Below are 19,218 nucleotides of genomic sequence, written 5' to 3' on the forward strand. Positions count from 1 at the left end.
GACGATGGGTCAGGGTTCGAGCGGGGCACCGGATTCCGCGCCGGGGCCGGCGTAGTCGTCGCCGTAGGAGCCCTTGGACGGGCGGCGCCGGCGCAGCGGCGGCTCGACCCCGTCGGCGAGGCGTCGGGCGGTGACCAGGAAGCCGGTGTGACCGATCATCCGGTGGTCGGGGCGGACCGCGAGTCCTTCGACGTGCCAGGAGCGGACCATCGACTCGAACGGCTGCGGTTCGGTGAAGCAGTTCATCACGCGCATGGTCTCCACGGTGCGCGAGAGCTGCGTGGTGGTGGCCACGTAGCAGCACACCAGACCGCCGGGGGCGAGTGCCTTGTAGACCGCGTCCAGGCATTCCCAGGGCGCGAGCATGTCGAGGATCACCCGGTCGACCCCGGTCTCCACGAGGTTGTCCTGGAGGTCGCCGACGGTGAGCTTCCACGCGGGGTGGGGCGCGCCGAAGTAGCGCTCGACGTTCTTGCGGGCGATGTCCGCGAAATCCTGTCGACGTTCGTAGGAGGCGAGCTGCCCGGTGTCGCCGATGGCGCGGAGCAGGAAGGTGCTCAGCGCGCCGGAGCCGACGCCGGCCTCGACGACGCGGGCGCCGGCGAAGATGTCGGCCATCGCGAGGATCTGGCCGGCGTCCTTCGGGTAGATCACCGCGGCACCGCGGGGCATGGACAGGACGAAGTCGGGGAGCAGAGGTCGCAGCGCGAGGTAGTCGGTGTTCCCGGTGGACCGTACGACGGTCCCTTCGGGAGCGCCGATCAGCGCGTCGTGTTGAAACGAGCCCTTGTGGGTGTGGAACGCCTTGCCCGCTTCGAGCGTGAAGGTGTGGTGGCGGCCCTTGGGATCGGTCAGCTGAACCTGGTCCCCGACCTGGAAGGGTCCGCGCCTGCGCGCGGCACCGGTCGGTTCGGACATGGGGGTCAGCCTAGTCGGTCGTGGGCGACGCTCCGACGCGTGGGTGCGGGCCCCGTGGGGGTCAAACCCGGACTCGGTTGCATAGCATCTTGGACGTGACTGATTCGAGCAGGCCGCAGGGACGCAGGATGCGGCAGGACGACGCCCCGCGCCGGGAGCCGAGGCGTGGCCTGCTCATGGGGCGCCCCTTCGGGGTGCCGGTTTACGTCGCGCCGACCTGGTTCGTGATCGCCGCGGTGATCACGGTGTTGTTCGCGCCGACCTTCGAGAGCCTGTTCCCGAATCTGGGTCCGTGGCGCTTCGTGTTGTCGTTCGGCTTCGCGGTGTTGTTGTACGTGTCGGTGCTGGTGCACGAGTTGGCGCACGCGGTGACGGCGTTGCGGCTGGGCCTGCCGGTGCGGCGGATCACCATCCAGTTTCTGGGCGGGGTGTCCGAGATCGACAAGCCGGAGACGGCTCGGCACGAGTTCCTGGTGTCGGCGGCGGGTCCGGCGTTGTCGCTCGTCCTCGGTGGCGGGTTCTGGGTGATCGGCCTGGCCTTGGACGTGGACACGTTGGCGGGGCGGATGATCGCGTTGTTGGCGGTGTCCAATCTGCTGGTGGCGGCGTTCAATCTGCTGCCGGGGCTGCCGTTGGACGGTGGCCGGATGTTGCGGGCGGTGGTGTGGCGGGTCAGCGGTCGGCCGTTGGCGGGCACGATCGCGGCGTCCTGGGCCGGACGGGTGCTGGCCGTGGTGGTGTTGGTCGCGGCGGCGGTGTGGTCGTTGGGCGCGGACGCCGGGGCGCGGACGTACACGTTGATCTTCGGTGCGTTGGTGGCCGGATTCATGTGGGCGGGTGCGGTGCAGTCGCTGCGCGCGGAGCGGCTCCGGGAGCGGTTGCCGCAGTTGCGGGTGCGGTTGTTGACCCGGCGGGCGATTCCGGTGGCGGCGGATGTGCCGTTGTCGGAGGCGCTGCGGCGGGCGCACGAAGAGGGTGCGCGCGGGTTGGTGGTGGTGGACGGGGGCGGCGAACCGACCGGGCTGGTGCGTGAGGCCGCGGTGTTGGCGACGCCGGAGCATCGCCGACCGTGGGTGGCGGTGGGGCCGTTGGCGCGGGATCTGGTGCCGGGGATGAAGGTGGGCGCGGATCTGGCCGGGGAGGATCTGCTGGTGGCGATGCGGGCGGCGCCGGCGAGTGAGTACCTGGTGGTGGAGTCGGACGGCGAGGTGTACGGGGTGTTGTCCCGGACGGATGTCGAGCATGCGTTTTTGGCCATGATGCGGGGTTGAGGGCGGGGCTTTCGGCGGCACGCGCCGGCCGGGCCGGGTGGGTGGGTCAGGGTGCCGGGGTGATGGTGATGGTGTAGCGGCCGCTGCCGGTTGTGGTGATTCGGGCCGTGTTGTCGCGGGTCTCGGTGTGGGTGCGGCCGGGACCGGTGATGCGGATGGTCGGGGGCTTGGCGTAGACGTCCTTGGGGAGGGCGATCTCGGTGGGGCCGTCGGCGCCTCGGCGGGTGCCGAAGGTCAGCGTGTAGGTGCGGGTGTCCGGGTCGTAGCGGTAGCTCTCCGGGTCGCCGGCCACGGCGCGGGCGTAGGGCTGCACGAGCAGCTTGTTGTTGGGCTTCATCCGGCCGTCGGCGTCCAGGGTGCAGTAGCCGCCGCCGTTGCACCATTGCCAGCCGGCCCAGCCGCTCGCGAACCGATCCATGGCCGCGGTCATTCGTCGGTAGAACAGCGGGATGTTGGGCAGCGACTGGTCCGGCGGGCCCCACTCCCCCACGATCACCGGGAGCTTGTTCGCCTTGGGGTAGGCGCCGATCGCGGCCTCGTAGTTCTCGATGAAGCCGCCGTCGGGGTCGTAGTCGGCGCCGGTCTCCATCGCGCTCTCGTAGAAGTGCGGGGCGTAGGCGACCTTGTCGTCGGTGATCGGGCCGAGCGCGGTGGGCAGGCCGAGGCCGACCACGGGGGTGGGTTCGACCAGGATCCAGTTGCGGCGGTCGACCAGGCGGATCGCGTCGGCGAGCCGGTTCCACATGTCGGTGATCTGGGTGGATTCGAGCCGGGCGGCGGCGGTGGGGATGTCCTCGCCGTCGCGAAAGCGGCCCATCGGTTCGTTCATCAGGTCGTAGCCGAGCACGGCGGGGTGTCGGCCGAAGGTCGCGGCGACCTTGATCCACATCTCGGCGTGCGCGCGCCGGAGGTCGCGATCCCCGTACAGGTGGTCGAACGCGGCCTGCACGCCCGGGGTGTAGTACTCGGCGAACCAGTCGCCGGGCACCGGTTCGTAGGGCAGGCCCTCGTCCCGGGTGGTCCATTCCGGGTTGCCCCGGTGGTCGTTGAAGTACGGCCCGTAGATGTCCTGGTGGGCGTCCAGGACGACCTTGACGCGGTACTTGTCGGCCCAGCCCAGGATCTTGTGGATCCGGGCCAGGTAGTCGCGGCTGTACCGGCCGGGGCGCGGCTCCAGGTCGTCCCAGAAGAAGAGCACCCGGGCCAGGTTGAAGCCGCGTTCGGACAGTTCGCGGAACTGGGTCTCGGTGACGTCCTTGAACGCGTCCGCGCCGCGGTGCTCCTTGTCGCCGATGTTGAAGCCGCGCCACTGGGTCGCCCGACCGTGCTCGTCGGCGATGAAGGTGCGATCGCCGACGGTGACCTTGTCCGGCGTGCGGCCGTGCCGGTCGCCGTGCGCGTACGCGGGGGCGGGCAGGCTCGCCAGGAGCAGGCCGGCCGCGAGCGCGGCGGCGGCGTGCGTACGGGGGCGGGTGAGGACGCGCATGGGACCTCCGTCGAGGTGCGGATGGGGTGCCTGGGACTCGCGGGTGCCGGGACTCTATTGAGCGGTAGCGACGATTGACAGGGGCTGCGGCCGCTGGGGTGCACAGGGTGTCGCCGCGCGCGCTTAGGGTGGTCGGCATGAGCGTCAGCCCCTCCGAAACCACCCCTGCCGAGGAATCCCCCGCGGCCGAGCCGGCCGCCGAGTCCGCGAGCGTCGTGGTGCCCGCTCCGGCCGGCGAGCGGACCCCGCGGCCGCCGGTGTCCTTGTCGCCGTCGCGGGCCGCGGACTTCATGCAGTGTCCGTTGCTGTATCGACTGCGGGTGATCGACAAGCTGCCGGAGAAGCCGAGTGCGGCGGCGACTCGCGGCACGGTGGTGCACACCGTCCTGGAGCGCCTGTTCGACCTGCCGAGCGGCGAGCGCACCGCGGCCCGGGCGGTGGCCATGGTGCGGCCGGCGTGGGACGAGTTGTTGGCCGAACGGCCGGAGTTGGCCGAGTTGTTCGGCGAGGACGCCGCGAGCCTGGGCACCTGGTTGCAGCATGCGGACGAGTTGGTCGAGCGCTACTTCACGCTGGAGGATCCCAACCGCCTGGAGCCGGCTCGGCGCGAGCTCTACGTGCAGACGACGCTGGACGACGGCCTGGTGCTGCGCGGGATCGTGGACCGGCTGGACGTGGCGCCGGCGGGCGATCTGCGGGTGGTGGACTACAAGACGGGCAAGGCGCCGTCGCCGATGTTCCGGGACAAGCCGCTGTTCCAGATGAAGTTCTACGCGCTGGTGTTGTGGCGCGAGCACGGGCGGGTGCCGCGTCGGTTGCAGCTCGTGTATCTGGGCAGCGGCGACGTGATCACCTACGACCCGGACGAGAGCGAACTGATCGCGGTGGAGCGCAAGTTGCGGGCGCTGTGGGAGGCGATCGACCTGGCCACCCGGACCGGCGAGTGGCTGCCGCGCAAGTCCAAGTTGTGCGGGTGGTGCGATCACCGGGAGGTGTGCCCCGAGTTCGGTGGCACACCCCCGGTGTATCCGCTGCCGGTGGTGCCGGCCCGGGGCCCGTCCGAGGAGGCTCCCGCCTTCGGCTAGACCCCGCCCGGCGGATCCTGGTGGAGATCGGGTGGGTCTAGATCGCGCCGGGGCGCACCAGGCCGCTCTCGTAGGCGTAGACGGCGGCCTGGACCCGGTCGCGCAGGCCGAGTTTGGTCAACACGTGGCCGACGTGGGTCTTGACCGTGGTCTCGCTGACGTAGAGCTCGGCGGCGATCTCGGCGTTGGACATCCCGCGCGCGACCAGCCGCAGTACCTCCACCTCGCGTTCGGTGAGCATCGCGAGCGTGTCGGGGGTGGGGTCCTCGGCGGAGGGCAGCCGCGCGGCGTACATGTCCAGGAGTCGCCGGGTGATGCTCGGCGCGAGCAGCGCCTCGCCCTCGGCGATCACCCGGATCGCGGTGACCAGGTCGTCGGCGGGCACGTCCTTGAGCAGGAAGCCGCTCGCGCCCGCGCGCAGCGCCTCGACCACGTATTCGTCCAGGTCGAACGTGGTGAGCACGAGCACTCGGGCGGTGTTCTCCCCGTCCCGGCCGGAGCCGGCGATCCGCCGGGTGGCCTCGACGCCGTCCATGCGGGGCATGCGGATGTCCATCAGCACGACGTCGGGCTGCAGGGCGCGGACCTGTTCGACGGCCTGTTCGCCGTCGGCGGCCTCGCCGACGACGGCGATGTCGGGCTCGGCCTCCAGGATCATCCGGAAGCCGGTGCGCAGCAGTGGCTGATCGTCGACCAGGATGACGCGGATCGTCATGGGCGGGTCTGCTCCAGTCGGTCGGGGGCGGCACCGTCCGGCGGCGCGGCGGTGTCGGTGGTGTTCGTGGCGGACAGGGGGATGCGCGCGAGGACCTCGAAGCCGTCCTGGGCCCGCGGTCCCGCGTACAGGCGTCCACCGTAGAGGGAGACCCTCTCACGCATGCCGAGCAGGCCGTGTCCGGTGCGGTCGCCGGTGGGTACGGTGGTGCCGCCTCGGCCGTCGTCGGCGACGCGTACCAGCAGTTCGCTGCGGCTGTAGCGCAGCAGCACCCTGGCCTCGGCGGGGCCGGCGTGCTTGAGCGTGTTCGTGAGGGCTTCCTGGACGATCCGGTAGGCCGCCAGGTCGATGCCCGGTGGGAGCTCGCAGGGGGCGCCTTCGAGGGACAGCTCGACCGGGAGCCCGGCCTCGCGGACCTGGGTGACCAGCGTGTCGAGTTGGTCCAGGCCCGGCTGGGGTGCGTTGTGGCCCTCGTTGGGGCCGCCGACGGCGTCGGTGGTGTCGCGCAGGATGCCCACCAGGCGGCGCATCTCGACCAGGGCGCCCCGGCCGGTCTGTTCGACCGCCGCCATCGCCTCCTTCGCCCGGTCCGGGTTGCGCGCGACCATGCGCTGCGCGGCGGACGCCTGCACGGTCATCACCGAGACGTGGTGCGCGACCACGTCGTGCAGTTCGCGGGCGATGCGACCGCGTTCCTCGGCGATCGCCGCGCGGGTGTCCGCTTCGCGGGTGCGCTCCAGGCGGTCGGCCCGGGCCTCCAGCTCGGCGGTGTAGGCGCGCCGGAATCCGACGCTGCGGGCGAAGGCCCAGACCGCGAACATCGCGGCCATGTTGGCGACCACGTCGAGGAAGACGATGTTGCTGTCGCGCAGCGCCAGCCACACGATGGTGGCGCTCTCGGTGAAGGCGAGCGCCGCCGCGGCGGGCACTCGGGAGCGGCCGATGGCGACCGCGTACAGCGCGACGATCTGCCCCAGTCCGGCCCCGGCGGACTCGTAGTGCGCGCCGGCCAGGATCAGCCCGGCGACGCTGACCCAGATCAGCACCCGCAGCGAGTGTGCCCCGCGCCACAGCAGTGGGACGGCGGTGAGCAACGCGAGCAGGATGCCCCAGATGTCCGGGTCGCGGACGTTGCGCATGCCCAGGTCGCGGAAGTACAGGCCGCCCACGGCGAACACCGACAGCAGCACCACCAGGGCCACGTCGAGCACGCCGGGGCGCGGCCACGGCTGGCGGGCGTCGCGGTCGAGTTCGTGGGCGATGTCGGCGAGGCAGGCGCGTGCTCGGGCGAGCCCGGGCAGGCCATCGCTGGGTCCGGGTCGGGCTGGGGTCCCGGCGGGGGTGTCCGGGTCGGGGGTCACGGCGCGCACACCCTTACGGTAGGGCCCCTGGCCGGGGCTTTTGACCCCCTGGGGGCCCGGTCTCGTCCCCTGGGAGGAGCGGTGGGCCGATCTCCTCCTCCGGAGGGAGTCGCGGTCCGTACTCAACGGTCTGGCGGGATGGGCAAGGGGATGCGGAGAACGCGAGGGACTTCCCTGAAGCCCTGGTCTTCCCGATCGCCAACACTGGACAACACACGGGGAACCCGGGAACGGGAACCTCGGGGCTGTACTACGGGGGTAGTACGGGGGTTCGGGCCCTTGGGTCCGGACGGAGCACGGCCGACCTCTCGGCGGTCACGGGGACGGGGGAAACCGCCGCCGGGAGGTCGAGCAGAACCGACGGGGAAGCAGTACGGGTCGGAGCACGGGGGCTCCGGCACGGGGGAATGGCAGTACACGGGGAAACGCAGTTGCACGGGGAAATGTAGTACCGGGGGAACGCAGTACGGGGGAAACACGGGGATGTGGGAGCGGGCGGGCCTTCGGGCCCGTCCGCTCCCACCCGTTTGTGCCCTCCCGGCGGCGGGTGGCCCGCCGCGCTCGACGGGCGCGGCGGCCGGCCGTTCGGGCTCAGCGGGCGACGCGGGCCCGGGCCAGTTCGCCCAGGAAGTCGAGGTCGACCTCTTCGAGGGATTCCACGACGGTGCGCGTCGACGCGGGCGGGATCGGCGTCATGCTGGGCACCGCCAGGACCGCGCAGCCGGCCGCCTCGCCGGAGGCGATGCCGGTGGGTGAGTCCTCGACGACCACGCAGGCCCACGGGTGGGCGCCGAGCCGGCGGGCCGCGGTCAGGTACGGGTCGGGGTGCGGCTTGGTGCGGGCGATCTCGTCGCCGGCCAGGGTGAAGCGGAAGTGGTGGGCGCCGATCGAGGGCAGCACCGCGTCCACGATGACCCGTTGCGAGGCGGTGACCAGCGCGCAGGGCACGCCGGCCTCGTCGACCTCGGCGAGCAGCCGCTTGGCGCCGGGGCGCAGGTCCACGCCGTCGCGCAGCGCGGCGACCATGCCGGCGTTGATCCGGCGTTCGAGCTCGGCGGGCGCGACGTCGAGACCGGAGACCGCGAGCAGGTAGGCGACGGCGGGCTCCATCGGGCTGCCGAGCAGGTGCTCGGCGTGTTGCGCGGTGAGGGTGAAGCCGAGGTCGGCCATCACGGCGGTCTCGGTGGCGAACCAGTTGCGTTCGGTGTCGACGAGGGTGCCGTCCATGTCGAACAGGACCGCCTCGAGGCCGTGGCCCGGGCGGATCCCGGGCGTGGTCGTGAGCGCTGCCGTCATCGTGTGGCCGCCTCTCCCCCGGTACGGGAAATCGTGGTGCGGATGAAGTTGGTGAATCTCCTCACGCGGGTTCTCCAGGAGGTTGCATCCACCGGTCGGCTCCGGTGGGTCCTCGATTGTGCGGCTCCGTCAGGCTTGGGGCAACCGCCGAACGGGGTCGTATACGGAAACGATGACCGAAGCGGTCACGGCGAGTGGGTCGGCCAGCTCGGCGATCGCGGATCGTAGTCGGGTGGGATCGGTGTGCCAGGCGCTGGGGCCCATCGCCACCACGCCGGCGATCGCGGTGTGGTCGAGCGCCATGGTGAAGGTGACCCGCTCGCGCCGGCGCACGGTGAACCACGGCGCGAGTTTGGCGTCGATGCGCTCCTGCTTGTCCGGGTCGACCTGGAGCAGGTCGAGCGCGGGCACCAGTTGGGCCAGGTGTCCCGCGGTGGGTGCGACCACCACCAGGGCGCCGTCGGCGGCCAGGATGCGGTGCAGCTCGGGCGGGTTGCGGGGGGCGAACACGTTGAGCACCCGGGCCGCGGCGCCGGTGCGCACCGGCAGCGGACGCCACGCGTCGCACACCGCTGCGCCCAGCCGCGGGTGGGCGCGGGCGGCTCGGCGCAGCGCGTATTTGGAGATGTCCAGGGCCAGCCCGTACCGCTGGGGCTGGGTGTCGAGCACGCGGGCGAGGTGGTGTCCAGTGCCGGCGCCGACGTCGACGAGGGTTCCGGGCACCGCGTCGGCGCAGGCGGTGCCCAGTGCGTCGCCGATCGGGTCGTAGTGGCCGGCGCCGAGGAAGTCGACGCGGGCGGCGACCATGGCGGCGGTGTCGGCGGTGCCCACCGAGCCCGCTCCGGTGAGCAGGTTGACGTAGCCCTGTCGGGCGATGTCGAAGGTGTGTCCGGCGGCGCAGCGCAGGCCGGCGTCGGCCTGCGCGAGGTCCGCGCCGCAGTGCGGACAGGCGAGGGTTTCCACGACGTCGCCGAGCATGTGCCTCGTTCGTGCCGTCGGGGCGGCCGGGGCGGGTGGGCCCCGGCCGTCGCCGGTATGGATGGGGTGGTGGGTCAGCGGGCGTTGAAGTAGTTCGCCTCGGGGTGGTGCAGCACGATCGCGTCGGTGGATTGTTCCGGGTGGAGCTGGAACTCCTCGGACAGTTCGACGCCGATTCGCTCCGGCTTCAGCAGCTCGGTGATCTTGGCCCGGTCCTCGAGGTCGGGGCAGGCGCCGTAGCCGAGCGAGAAGCGCGCGCCGCGGTAGTGCAGCTTGAGCATGCCGTCCAGGTCGCCGGGGTCCTCGCCGGCGAAGCCGAGTTCGGCGCGCACCCGGGCGTGCCAGTATTCGGCCAGGGCCTCGGCGAGTTGCACCGACAGGCCGTGCAGTTCGAGGTAGTCGCGGTAGGCGTTGTCGGCGAACAGCTTGGCGGTGGCGTCCGACAGGCGCGGGCCCATGGTGGCGATCTGGAAGCCGACCACGTCGATCTCGCCGGATTCCTCCGGGCGGAAGAAGTCGGCCAGGCACAGGTGCCGGTCGCGGCGCTGGCGCGGGAAGGTGAAGCGGGTGCGCTCGTTGCCGGCGTCGTCGAGCACGATCAGGTCGTCGCCCTTGGACACGCACGGGAAGTAGCCGTAGACCACGCCGGCGTCGAGCAGGTTGTCGGTGACGATCCGGTCGAGCCAGTAGCGCAGCCGGGGCCGGCCCTCGGTTTCGACCAGTTCCTCGTAGGAGGGCCCGTCGCCGCCGCGGGTGGGCTTGAGGCCCCATTGGCCCATGAAGGTGGCGCGTTCGTCCAGCCAGGACGCGTAGTCGTTGAGCTGGATGCCCTTGACCACTCGGTCGCCCCAGAACGGCGGGGTGGGTACCGGGTTGTCGGTCGCCACGTCCGAGCGGGTGGGCATGTCCTCGGGTTCGGTCTCGATCACCTTGGCGGCGGCCACCTTGCGCCGGCGCAGCGCGGGCAGTTCCGCGCCGGGCACGCCGCGCTTGACGCCCATCAGGGCGTCCATCAGGCGCAGGCCCTCGAAGGCGTCGCGGGCGTAGCGGACCTCGCCGGCGTAGATGTCGTAGAGGTCCTCTTCGACGTAGGCGCGGGTCAGGGCGGCGCCGCCGAGGATGACCGGGTAGCCGGCGGCCAGGCCGCGGGTGTTCAGCTCCTGGAGGTTTTCCTTCATGATCACGGTGGACTTGACCAGCAGGCCGGACATGCCGATCACGTCGGCGCGGTGTTCCTCGGCGGCTTCCAGGATGGCCGAGACGGGCTGCTTGATGCCGATGTTGACGACGTTGTAGCCGTTGTTCGACAGGATGATGTCGACCAGGTTCTTGCCGATGTCGTGCACGTCGCCCTTGACGGTGGCCAGCACGATGGTGCCCTTGCCGTCCTCGCCTTCGATCTTTTCGATGTGCGGTTCCAGGTGCGCGACGGCGGACTTCATCACCTCGGCGGACTGGAGGACGAAGGGCAACTGCATCTGGCCGGAGCCGAAGAGTTCGCCGACGACCTTCATGCCGGCCAGGAGGGTGTCGTTGATGATCACCAGTGCGCTGCGCTCGCGCAGGGCCTGGTCCAGGTCTTCTTCGAGGCCGGCCCGCTCGCCGTCGATGATCCGGCGCTCCAGTCGCTCGTCGAGCGGGAGGGCGGCCAGTTCCTGGGCGCGGGTGGCGCGCACCGACTTGGCGTCGACGCCCTCGAACAGTTCCAGGAAGCGCTGGAGCGGGTCGTAGCCTTCGCGGCGCCGGTCGTAGACCATGTCGAGGGCGACTTCGCGCTGCTCCTCGGGGATGCGCGCCATCGGCAGGATCTTGCTGGCGTGCACGATCGCCGAGTCGAGGCCGGCTTCGATGCATTCGTTGAGGAAGACCGAGTTGAGCACGATGCGTGCGGCCGGGTTGAGGCCGAAGGAGACGTTGGACAGGCCCAGGGTGGTCTGTACGTCGGGGTGGCGGCGCTTGATCTCGCGGATCGCCTCGATCGTCTCGATGCCGTCGCGCCGGGTCTCCTCCTGGCCGGTGCCGATCGGGAAGGTGAGCGCGTCGATGATGATGTCGGAGACCTTGATCCCCCACTCGCCGGTGAGGGCGGTGATCAGCCGCTCGGCGACTCGGACCTTCCATTCGGCGGTGCGAGCCTGGCCCTGTTCGTCGATGGTCAGCGCGACGACGGCGGCGCCGTGTTCCTTGACCAGCGGCATGATTCGGCGGAAGCGCGAGGTGGGGCCGTCGCCGTCCTCGTAGTTGACCGAGTTGACCACGGCGCGCCCGCCGAGGAGTTCCAGGCCGGCTTCGAGCACCTCGGGTTCGGTGGAGTCGAGCATGATCGGCAGGGTGGAGGCGGTGGCCAGGCGACCGGCCAGGGCCTTCATGTCGGCGACGCCGTCGCGACCGACGTAGTCGATGTTGAGGTCGAGCATGTGGGCGCCGTCGCGGGTCTGGTCGCGGGCGATGTCGAGGCAGTCGTCGTAGCGGCCTTCGAGCATGGCCTCGCGGAACGCCTTGGAGCCGTTGGCGTTGGTGCGCTCGCCGATGGACAGGTAGGACAGGTCCTGGCGGAAGGGCACCGATTGGTACAGCGACGCGGCGGCGGGTTCGTGCCGGGGGTTGCGGGGGGTGAGTTCGCGGCCGTGCACGCGCTCGACGACGGCCTTGAGGTGCGCGGGGGTGGTGCCGCAGCAGCCGCCGACCAGGGCCAGGCCGTATTCGCGGGTGAAGCTGTCGTGCGCGTCGGCCAGTTCCTGGGGGGTGAGCGGGTAGTGCGCGCCGTCCTTGGTCAGGATCGGCAGGCCGGCGTTGGGCATCGCGGTGACTCCGATGCCGGCGTGCTTGGCCAGGTGGCGCAGGTGTTCGCTCATCTCGACGGGGCCGGTGGCGCAGTTGAGCCCGATGAAGTCGATGCCCAGCGGTTCCAGGGCGGTCAGCGCGGCGCCGATCTCGGAGCCCATCAGCATGGCGCCGGTGGTCTCGACGGTGACCTGGGCGAAGATCGGCAGGTCGACGCCGGCCTTCTTCAGCGCCCGCTGCGAGCCGATGATCGAGGCTTTGGTCTGGAGCAGGTCCTGGCTGGTCTCGATGAGCAGGGCGTGCGCGCCGCCGTCGATCAGGCCGGCCGCGTTGATCTCGAACGCGTCGCGCAGCGTGGCGAAGGGCACGTGGCCCAGGCTGGGCAGCTTGGTGCCGGGGCCGATCGAGCCGAGCACCCAGCGCGGGCGGTCGGGGGTGGAGTAGCCGTCGGCCACTTCGCGGGCGATCCGGGCGCCGGCTTCGGCGAGCTCGTAGATGCGGTCCTGGATGTCGTACTCGCCCAGGTTGCCGAGGTTGGTGCCGAAGGTGTTGGTCTCGACGCAGTCCACGCCGACGTCGAAGTATTCCTTGTGCACGTTGCGCACGATGTCGGGACGCGTGACGTTGAGGACCTCGTTGCAGCCTTCGTGGCCCTGGAAGTCGTCCATGCTCGGGTCCTGGGCCTGGAGCATGGTTCCCATCGCTCCATCGGCGACGACGACGCGGGTGGCGAGGGCTTCACGAAGCTGCTGCGGGGTGGCTGTCATGGAAATGCGTCTCCGATGGGTGCGACGGCTGTCGGCTTGCCCGGGTCCGTCGAGACGGGTCGGGCCAGAGCGCCAGCTTAATGCGATCGGCGCGCACGGCCCGGTGGCGCGCGGGTGACGTCGCCCACTGGTCACCGGATGCTCACGTGTGTTCACCGGCGCGTTCGGGCCGTGTTTGCGGTTCGGTTGCCCGGTGGCGCCCGGATTTCACTGTGGGCGAAGTCGACGCGGGCGGGTCTGGTCGAGGGTGTCTCAACCCGTAATGTGGGGACCGTACAGCTCTCGCGGCCCCGGGGACGGGTGCCCGCGGCGCACGGATCCCGGCCCCGGCCGGAAGGAGGCACTGGGTGATCGAGCTCGACGACCTGCCCGAGCTGATCGACCCGGTCATGGTGGCCGCATTCGAGGGGTGGAACGACGCGGGCGATGCCGCTTCCGCCGCGATCGAGCACCTCGACCGGGTCTGGAAGGGCGAGGTGTTCGCGGCCCTGGATGCCGAGGACTACTACGACTTTCAGGTGAATCGTCCGACGATATGGCTGGATGGGGACACTCGGCGGATCACCTGGCCGACCACTCGGCTCTCGGTGGTCCGGCTGGCCGAGCCGCGCCGCGACCTGGTGCTGGTGCACGGCATAGAGCCGAATCTGCGCTGGCGTTCGTTCTGCAACGAACTCTTGGGCTTCGCGCACGAGTTGGGCGTGGAGACGGTGGTCGTGCTGGGCGCGATGCTGGGCGATGCGCCGCACTCGCGGCCGGTCCCGGTCAACGGCACCACGTCGGACCCGGTGGTGGCCGCGAACGTGGGTCTGGAGCAGTCCCGGTACGAGGGGCCCACGGGCATCGTGGGCGTGTTCCAGGAGGCCTGCGCGCACGCGGGCATGCCGGCGTTGACGTTTTGGGCGTCGGTGCCGCACTACGTGGCGCAGCCGCCCTCGCCGAAGGCCACGCTGGCGCTGTTGCGCAAGCTGGAGGACTTCCTGGACCTGACCGTGCCGATGGGCGAATTGGCCGAGGACGCGCGGGCCTGGCAGGTGGGGGTGGATCAGCTCGCGGCCGAGGACACCGAGGTCGCCGAGTACGTGCGCTCACTGGAGGCCGCGCGCGACACCGAGGACCTGCCCGAGGCGTCCGGCGATGCGATCGCGGCCGAGTTCGAGCGGTATCTCAAGCGCAAGGGTGATCAGCCCGAGGGGTGATCGGCGCGACGCGACGCCGGCGCCTCGGGGCGCGGCGTCGGGTGCTCAGGCCGGGCGGCGCAGTTGCAGTGTGGAGAGCGGGATGAAGCCGCCGGGGCCCGGCTCGGCGGCGGCGTCGGGGCCGGCGAGGCGGCGCAGCATGGCCAGGGCGATGCGTTCGCCCTGGGCCTTGGCCCGTTCCGCGCGCGGTCCGGCGAAGCCGCCGTCGACACTGGCCCGCCAGAGCTGGACCCAGCGGCCGAAGTGTCGGGCGGTCAGCGGTTCGGCCCGGTGCAGCACGCGATGCACGGCGAGCGCGTCGCCGCGGTAGTCGGCGGTGCGCAACAGGGCGCGTTCCCAGAAGTCGGTGATCCGGGGCAGGTGTGCGGCCAGGTCGGTGCCGGCGATCTCGGTGAAGTAGGCGCCGATGACCGGGTCGGCGAAGGCCGCGCCGTAGAAGCGGCGGAGCAGGGTGTCCAGGTCGGCGCGGGTGGTGATGTCGGCGCGCCCGGCGGCGGGCGGCGCGATGCCCGCGGGTGGCGCGTCCGGGTCGAGGGTCGGCTGCGGTGTGAGGTCCATCGGTGCTCGCCGTTCGCCGTGCATGTGGGCCACCTTACGGCGCGGGCGGCGGGGGCGACCCGGGCCGAACGGCCCGGGCGGGTGGGGTCCGTGGACCCCACCCGCCCGGTCTGTGCCGGAGCCGCCGTCCGCGCCGGTGGACGACGGTTCCGTTCGTGGTGTCGTGACCGGGCACCCCGGTGGGCCCGGCCACGACCTTGCGGTCACGAAGCGGTGAAGGCGGCCGCGTTCGTGGCCGCGTCTTCTGGGGCTAGCTCAGGCCGTTGTGGACCGCGGCCGCGAGTTCGCCGTTGGTGGTGTCACCGCTGAACTCCCAGAAGAACGCGCCGCGCAGGTTCTGCGCCTTGGCCCAGCTCATCTTGGAGGTGACGGTGGCCGGGGTGTCGTAGCTCCACCAGTTGCTCCCGCACTTGGCGTAGGCGGTGCCGGCGATGGTGCCGGTGGTGGGGCAACTGCTCTTGAGGACCTTGTAGTCCTCGATGCCGGCCTCGTAGGTGCCCGGGGCCGCGCCGGTGGCGGTGCCGCCGGGTTCGGCCTGGGTCACTCCGGTCCAGCCTCGGCCGTAGAAGCCGACGCCGAGCAGGAGCTTGCTCGCCGGTACGCCCTTGGTCTTGAGCTTGGCGATCGCGTCGGCGGAGTTGAAGCCCTCCTTGGGGATGCCGGTGTACGAGGTCAGCGGCGAGTGGGGGGCGGTGGGGCCCTTGGCGTCCCAGGCGCCGAAGAAGTCGTACGTCATCACGTTGTACCAGTCGACGGACGCGGACGCGCCGCCGTAGTCGGCCGCGTCGATCTTGCCCGCGGAGGACGCGTCGGCGGTGATCGCCGCGGTGACCAGGTTGTTCGTGCCGAACTTGGCCCGGGTGGCCGCGAGCAGCGTTTTGATCGAGGCCGCGCCGCTGGTGTCACAGGTCAGGCCGCACGCGTTGGGGTATTCCCAGTCCAGGTCGATGCCGTCGAACACGTCGGCCCAGCGCGGGTCCTCGACCAGGTTGTAGCAGGACTCGGCGAACGCGGCGGGGTTGGCCGCGGCCTGGCCGAAGCCGCCGGACCAGGTCCAGCCGCCGAAGGACCACAGGATCTTGATGTTGGGGTACTTGGCCTTGAGCTGGCGCAACTGGTTGAAGTTGCCGCGCAGCGGCTGCTCCCAGTTGTCGGCCACGCCGCTGACGCTCTGATCCGCGGTGAAGGCCTTGTCGTAGTCGGCGTAGGAGTCGCCGATGGTGCACTTGCCGCCTTGGACGTTGCCGAAGGCGTAGTTGATGTGGGTGATCTTGGCGGCCGAGCCGGACGTGACGATGTTCTTCACGTTGTAGTTGCGGCCGTAGATGCCCCAGTTGGTGAAGTAGCCGAGCTTGACGGCGCTGCCGCCGTTGCCTCCGCCGCCGGTGGTGTGCACGGTGACCGCGGCACTGGCCGGGCCGGTCTGGTCGACGGTGTCCCGGGCGACCACGCTGTAGGAGTAGTCGGTGCCGGCGGCCAGGCCGCTGTCGGTGTAGGTGGGCGTGGTGACGGTGGCGATCTTGCTGCCGCCGCGCAGCACGTCGTAGTTCTTGATGCCGTGGTCGTCGGTCGCCGCGGTCCACGTCAGCTTGACGCCGTTGTCGGTGACGTTGCTCGCCACGGGCGCGCCGGGGGCCGAGGGCGGGTTGTCACCGGGGTTCGTGGGACCCCCGTCGCACGAGCCGCCGTTGATCTTGCAGCCGGTCGGGTTGCCGGGGCCGGTGCCGTTGAAGCCAAAGGTCACCGAGGCGCCGGGGCCGACCGCGCCGTTCCAGCCGACGTTCTTGGCGGAGTAGTGGTCGCCCGTGCGGGTGACGGTGGCGTCCCAGAAGGAGCCGGCGGCGGTGCCGGCGGGGAAGTCCCATTCCAGGGTCCACGAGGTGATCGCCGCGGTGCCGGTGTTCTTGATCGTCCAGCTCCCGCCGAAGCCGGAGCCCCAGTCGGAGGTCTTGACGAACGTGGCGGTGGTGTCGGCGGCCTGTGCGGGGGACGCGAGGCCGACCATCGCTGCCAGGGGGAGCAGCAGTGCACTCATCATGGCGACCAGGGTGCGCCGGGACAGGGTGGTGCGTCGTTTGGTTCCTGTGCTCAAGGGTGCTCCTCGAGTGGGGCCAGACATACGGGGACGTGGCACCTCCCGGTGGGGAAACGATTCGACGCTCACCCCACCGCAGGTCCCAGTGAGAGTAGGAAAGGTCTGGACCAGGGGTCAATGGTCTGTACCAAAATGGTCTGGACCAACCATGCCGCCCGAGGCCGGAAATGCCACACGCGGGCCCCGAAGGGCCCGCGTGAGCTGGGGCTTTGCCGAACTTGCCGAAATTTTCCGCGCGTTCGGCGGATCCGGCTTCAGCGTCGGGCGGGGGCGTACGGCGCGCCGGGTGCGGGCGCGGTGCCGTCCACGGCCGCGCGCCAGCGGTCGTGCAACCACATCTGGGTGCGCCGGCGGGCGGCCCGTTCGTCCCATTGCACGTCGCGCTCGTAGGTCAGCACGGACAGGTCCCCGGCGAGTACCGCCCACGTGTAGAGCCCGTTGATGTGACGCGCGTTGACCCGCATTCCGCTCACCGAGGTGGCCCGGCCGGCCGCGGTCCCGATGGTCTCGTCGTGTTGCGCGACCCACTGCACGGTCAATCCCTCGGCGTGCAGCGGGTCCACGTTGTGCCAGAACGCCTCGGCGGCGGCGTGCGCTTCCTCGGTGCCGGGCAGCGGGCCCGGGCGCGGGCCGTCCAGCCGGGTCCAGCCCAACAGCGTGCCGTCCGCGCGGTCCACCACCACGCTGGCGTGCGGGCCGCCCGGGTGCGGATGGGTGGCGGGTTGGTGGCGCACGACCACGACGGGGCGTTCGTCGTGCCAGGCGTAGTCGAGCGCCGTGAGTATCCAGGTGCGGGGTATCGACAGTCGGCACTTCGCCAGCAGAGCGGCGACGGCGGTGGTGACGTCGGTGTCCCTGCCGGGGAACAGGGTCATGGTGCATCCTCGCGGTCGTGCGGGACTCGAACGGGGTCGGAGCGGATCAGGACGGTGGGACGACCGCGGCGAACGCGGCGGGCTCGCGCACCGGGTCGAAACCGAGGGGCCGCAGGACGGCTTCGGAGCCGACCGGTTCCGCGAACGCCGCCAGTTTGCCGCACACGTGTTCGGCGGCGCCGTCGAGGGTGAGTCGGCCGGTCGTCCCGATGGCGCTCCGGGCGGGGCGCTCTCGCGTCGGGGCGAGGGCGCCGCGGCTGTCGCCGGGCCGCGTCGGCGGGCCGGGGAGCCGGGTCCGGGCGTGGTCTAAACCCCTGGCGTCCGCGATCCGTGCCGGGGCGTCGGCCGAGCGGGGCGGCGCGCAGGTGTTCTCCATGAACCGGACCCTAACGATCGGCGGGCCGGATGAGAACAAGTTCCATCGCTTCCATACGCCGCCGTACGGACATTTGCCCGTGGTTGGGCGAGCTCGTGCCGGGTCGGTGCTTCCGTTCGTGTGACGCGGGGCACGAACTCGAAGAAGCCTGCGCACCGTTGGGCTAGGGTCCGGGCAACCCCGCTCGGGAAGGAGCGTGCGTGTCCTCCACCGTCGACACCGACCTGCTCGTCATCGGTGCGGGCCCGACGGGCCTGTACGCCGCCTACTACGCGGGCTTTCGGGGCCTGCGCACCGTGCTCCTGGACTCGCTGCCCGAGCCCGGCGGGCAGATCTCCGCGATGTATCCGGAGAAGATGATCTACGACGTCGCGGGCTTCCCGGCGATCAAGGGTCAGGACCTGGTCGACGCGCTGGTCGAGCAGGCCGCGCCGTTCGAGCCGAACTATCTGCTCGGCCATCGCGCCGAGCAGTTGGCGCAGGACGACGACGGCGTCACGATCACCTGCGCGAGCGGCCTGGTGGTGCGGGCCAAGGTGGTGCTCATCAGTGGCGGGATCGGTACCTTCAGCCCCCGCCCGTTGCCCGCCGCCGACGCGTTCACCGGCGAGGGGGTGCGCTACTTCGTACCGCGCCTGGCCGATCTGGCCGGGCTGGACGTGCTGATCGTGGGCGGCGGCGACTCGGCCTTCGACTGGGCGACCAGCCTGGAGCCGATCGCCAAGTCGATCACGCTGGTGCACCGGCGGGACAAGTTCCGCGCGCACGAGCACACCGTGCGCCGGGTGCTGGAGTCGACCACCGAGGTGATCACCTCCGCCGAGGTCACCGTGCTGCACGGCGACGGACAGGTACGGGCCGCGGACGTGGTCGCCAAGGCCGACGGCGCGGTGCGTACCCTCCCGGTGCAGGCGGTGGTGGCCGCGCTGGGCTTCATCGCCGACCTGGGCCCGATGACGCACTGGGGCCTGGAGCAGCGCAAGCGGCACATCCTGGTCAATCAGGCGATGCGCACCAACCTGACCCGGGTCTTCGCGGCCGGTGACATCGTCGACTACGACGGCAAGGTCAAGCTGATCGCCACCGGATTCGGGGAGGCGGCCACCGCGGTCAACAACGCGATGACCGTGGTCGATCCGTCCGCGCACGTCTTTCCGGGGCATTCCTCGGACGTGCCGTAGGGCGATTTCCGGCCGACCCCGGCCGAAAAGCGGAATAAGCACTTGTTGCCTCGACGGATGACTCGATAGGCTCACGCAGTCGCAGATATCGATCCATTGTTGTCGAAGGACGTCATGACGCTCGTGGTGCCGGTCACCGCCTCCCCGCCGGGAGTCTCCTCTCGGCGGGTCGAGGCCGTCGCGCCCTGCGGTGCGGCCGTGCGCCGTCCGCGAACTCCCCTGTGTACCCGCCGGCATGTCGATTTCGGCCGCGTGCACAGCTCGGCCTGTCGC

Annotated in this window: 15 protein-coding genes; 4 read left to right on the forward strand and 11 right to left on the reverse strand. The window is 71.0% G+C overall.

The window, feature by feature from the left end; all coding sequences use genetic code 11:
- Window positions 1–9: 9 nt before the first annotated feature.
- Window positions 10–918 carry a tRNA (adenine-N1)-methyltransferase gene (locus tag ACH4U8_RS20430; protein ID WP_360306371.1) on the reverse strand — a complete coding sequence of 303 codons (909 nt, stop codon included), beginning with the start codon at window positions 916–918 and terminating at the stop codon, window positions 10–12.
- Window positions 919–1,013: 95 nt separating this feature from the next.
- On the opposite strand from ACH4U8_RS20430, the gene ACH4U8_RS20435 reads away from it, so the two are divergent.
- The gene (locus tag ACH4U8_RS20435) at window positions 1,014–2,189 is read left to right on the forward strand and encodes a M50 family metallopeptidase (RefSeq protein WP_395779143.1); all 1,176 of its coding nucleotides are present in this window, start codon (window positions 1,014–1,016) and stop codon (window positions 2,187–2,189) included.
- 46 nt (window positions 2,190–2,235) lie between these two features.
- Here ACH4U8_RS20435 and ACH4U8_RS20440 read toward each other — a convergent pair whose 3' ends face one another.
- Window positions 2,236–3,675: a cellulase family glycosylhydrolase gene (locus ACH4U8_RS20440; protein WP_395779145.1), complete on the reverse strand. Its 1,440-nt coding sequence runs from the start codon at window positions 3,673–3,675 to the stop codon at window positions 2,236–2,238.
- Window positions 3,676–3,812: 137 nt separating this feature from the next.
- Between ACH4U8_RS20440 and ACH4U8_RS20445 the strand changes: the two genes are divergently transcribed.
- Window positions 3,813–4,760 carry a RecB family exonuclease gene (locus ACH4U8_RS20445; RefSeq protein WP_395779147.1) on the forward strand — a complete coding sequence of 316 codons (948 nt, stop codon included), beginning with the start codon at window positions 3,813–3,815 and terminating at the stop codon, window positions 4,758–4,760.
- A gap of 37 nt (window positions 4,761–4,797) precedes the next feature.
- On the opposite strand, the gene ACH4U8_RS20450 is transcribed toward ACH4U8_RS20445, so the two are convergent.
- The 5 genes from ACH4U8_RS20450 to metH all read right to left on the reverse strand — a co-directional run bounded on the left by ACH4U8_RS20450 (window position 4,798) and on the right by metH (window position 12,661).
- Window positions 4,798–5,475 carry a response regulator transcription factor gene (locus ACH4U8_RS20450; RefSeq protein ID WP_020552051.1) on the reverse strand — a complete coding sequence of 226 codons (678 nt, stop codon included), beginning with the start codon at window positions 5,473–5,475 and terminating at the stop codon, window positions 4,798–4,800.
- A complete protein-coding gene (locus ACH4U8_RS20455; RefSeq protein WP_360306383.1) occupies window positions 5,472–6,845 on the reverse strand; it encodes a sensor histidine kinase in 1,374 nt (457 codons plus the stop codon). The genes ACH4U8_RS20450 and ACH4U8_RS20455 overlap by 4 nt, the downstream gene beginning before the upstream one ends.
- A 582-nt stretch (window positions 6,846–7,427) precedes the next feature.
- The gene (locus ACH4U8_RS20460) at window positions 7,428–8,132 is read right to left on the reverse strand and encodes an HAD family hydrolase (RefSeq protein WP_395779149.1); all 705 of its coding nucleotides are present in this window, start codon (window positions 8,130–8,132) and stop codon (window positions 7,428–7,430) included.
- A 129-nt stretch (window positions 8,133–8,261) separates the two neighbouring features.
- Window positions 8,262–9,110: a putative RNA methyltransferase gene (locus tag ACH4U8_RS20465; RefSeq protein WP_360306389.1), complete on the reverse strand. Its 849-nt coding sequence runs from the start codon at window positions 9,108–9,110 to the stop codon at window positions 8,262–8,264.
- A 74-nt stretch (window positions 9,111–9,184) separates the two neighbouring features.
- Complete coding sequence (metH, locus tag ACH4U8_RS20470) at window positions 9,185–12,661, reverse strand: methionine synthase (RefSeq protein ID WP_395779151.1); 3,477 nt, start codon at window positions 12,659–12,661, stop codon at window positions 9,185–9,187.
- Between the two features lie 347 nt (window positions 12,662–13,008).
- Between metH and ACH4U8_RS20475 the strand changes: the two genes are divergently transcribed.
- The gene (locus ACH4U8_RS20475) at window positions 13,009–13,860 is read left to right on the forward strand and encodes a PAC2 family protein (protein WP_379992349.1); all 852 of its coding nucleotides are present in this window, start codon (window positions 13,009–13,011) and stop codon (window positions 13,858–13,860) included.
- Between the two features lie 45 nt (window positions 13,861–13,905).
- On the opposite strand, the gene ACH4U8_RS20480 is transcribed toward ACH4U8_RS20475, so the two are convergent.
- From ACH4U8_RS20480 to ACH4U8_RS20495, 4 genes are all read right to left on the reverse strand, one after another.
- Window positions 13,906–14,442 carry a group III truncated hemoglobin gene (locus ACH4U8_RS20480; protein WP_395779153.1) on the reverse strand — a complete coding sequence of 179 codons (537 nt, stop codon included), beginning with the start codon at window positions 14,440–14,442 and terminating at the stop codon, window positions 13,906–13,908.
- 226 nt (window positions 14,443–14,668) lie between these two features.
- Window positions 14,669–16,456 (reverse strand): glycosyl hydrolase family 18 protein, encoded by a 1,788-nt coding sequence (locus ACH4U8_RS20485; protein WP_395779534.1) that lies wholly within the window; start codon window positions 16,454–16,456, stop codon window positions 14,669–14,671.
- A gap of 311 nt (window positions 16,457–16,767) precedes the next feature.
- Window positions 16,768–17,388 (reverse strand): hypothetical protein, encoded by a 621-nt coding sequence (locus ACH4U8_RS20490; protein ID WP_360306398.1) that lies wholly within the window; start codon window positions 17,386–17,388, stop codon window positions 16,768–16,770.
- Window positions 17,389–17,434: 46 nt separating this feature from the next.
- Complete coding sequence (locus ACH4U8_RS20495; RefSeq protein WP_395779155.1) at window positions 17,435–17,764, reverse strand: hypothetical protein; 330 nt, start codon at window positions 17,762–17,764, stop codon at window positions 17,435–17,437.
- Window positions 17,765–17,964: 200 nt separating this feature from the next.
- On the opposite strand from ACH4U8_RS20495, the gene ACH4U8_RS20500 reads away from it, so the two are divergent.
- Entirely contained in the window at window positions 17,965–18,945 is a 981-nt protein-coding gene (locus ACH4U8_RS20500) for an NAD(P)/FAD-dependent oxidoreductase (protein ID WP_379987668.1), read from the forward strand.
- Window positions 18,946–19,218: the final 273 nt, after the last annotated feature.

This window comes from Embleya sp. NPDC020886, assembly GCF_044333915.1.
Lineage (GTDB): Bacteria > Actinomycetota > Actinomycetes > Streptomycetales > Streptomycetaceae > Embleya.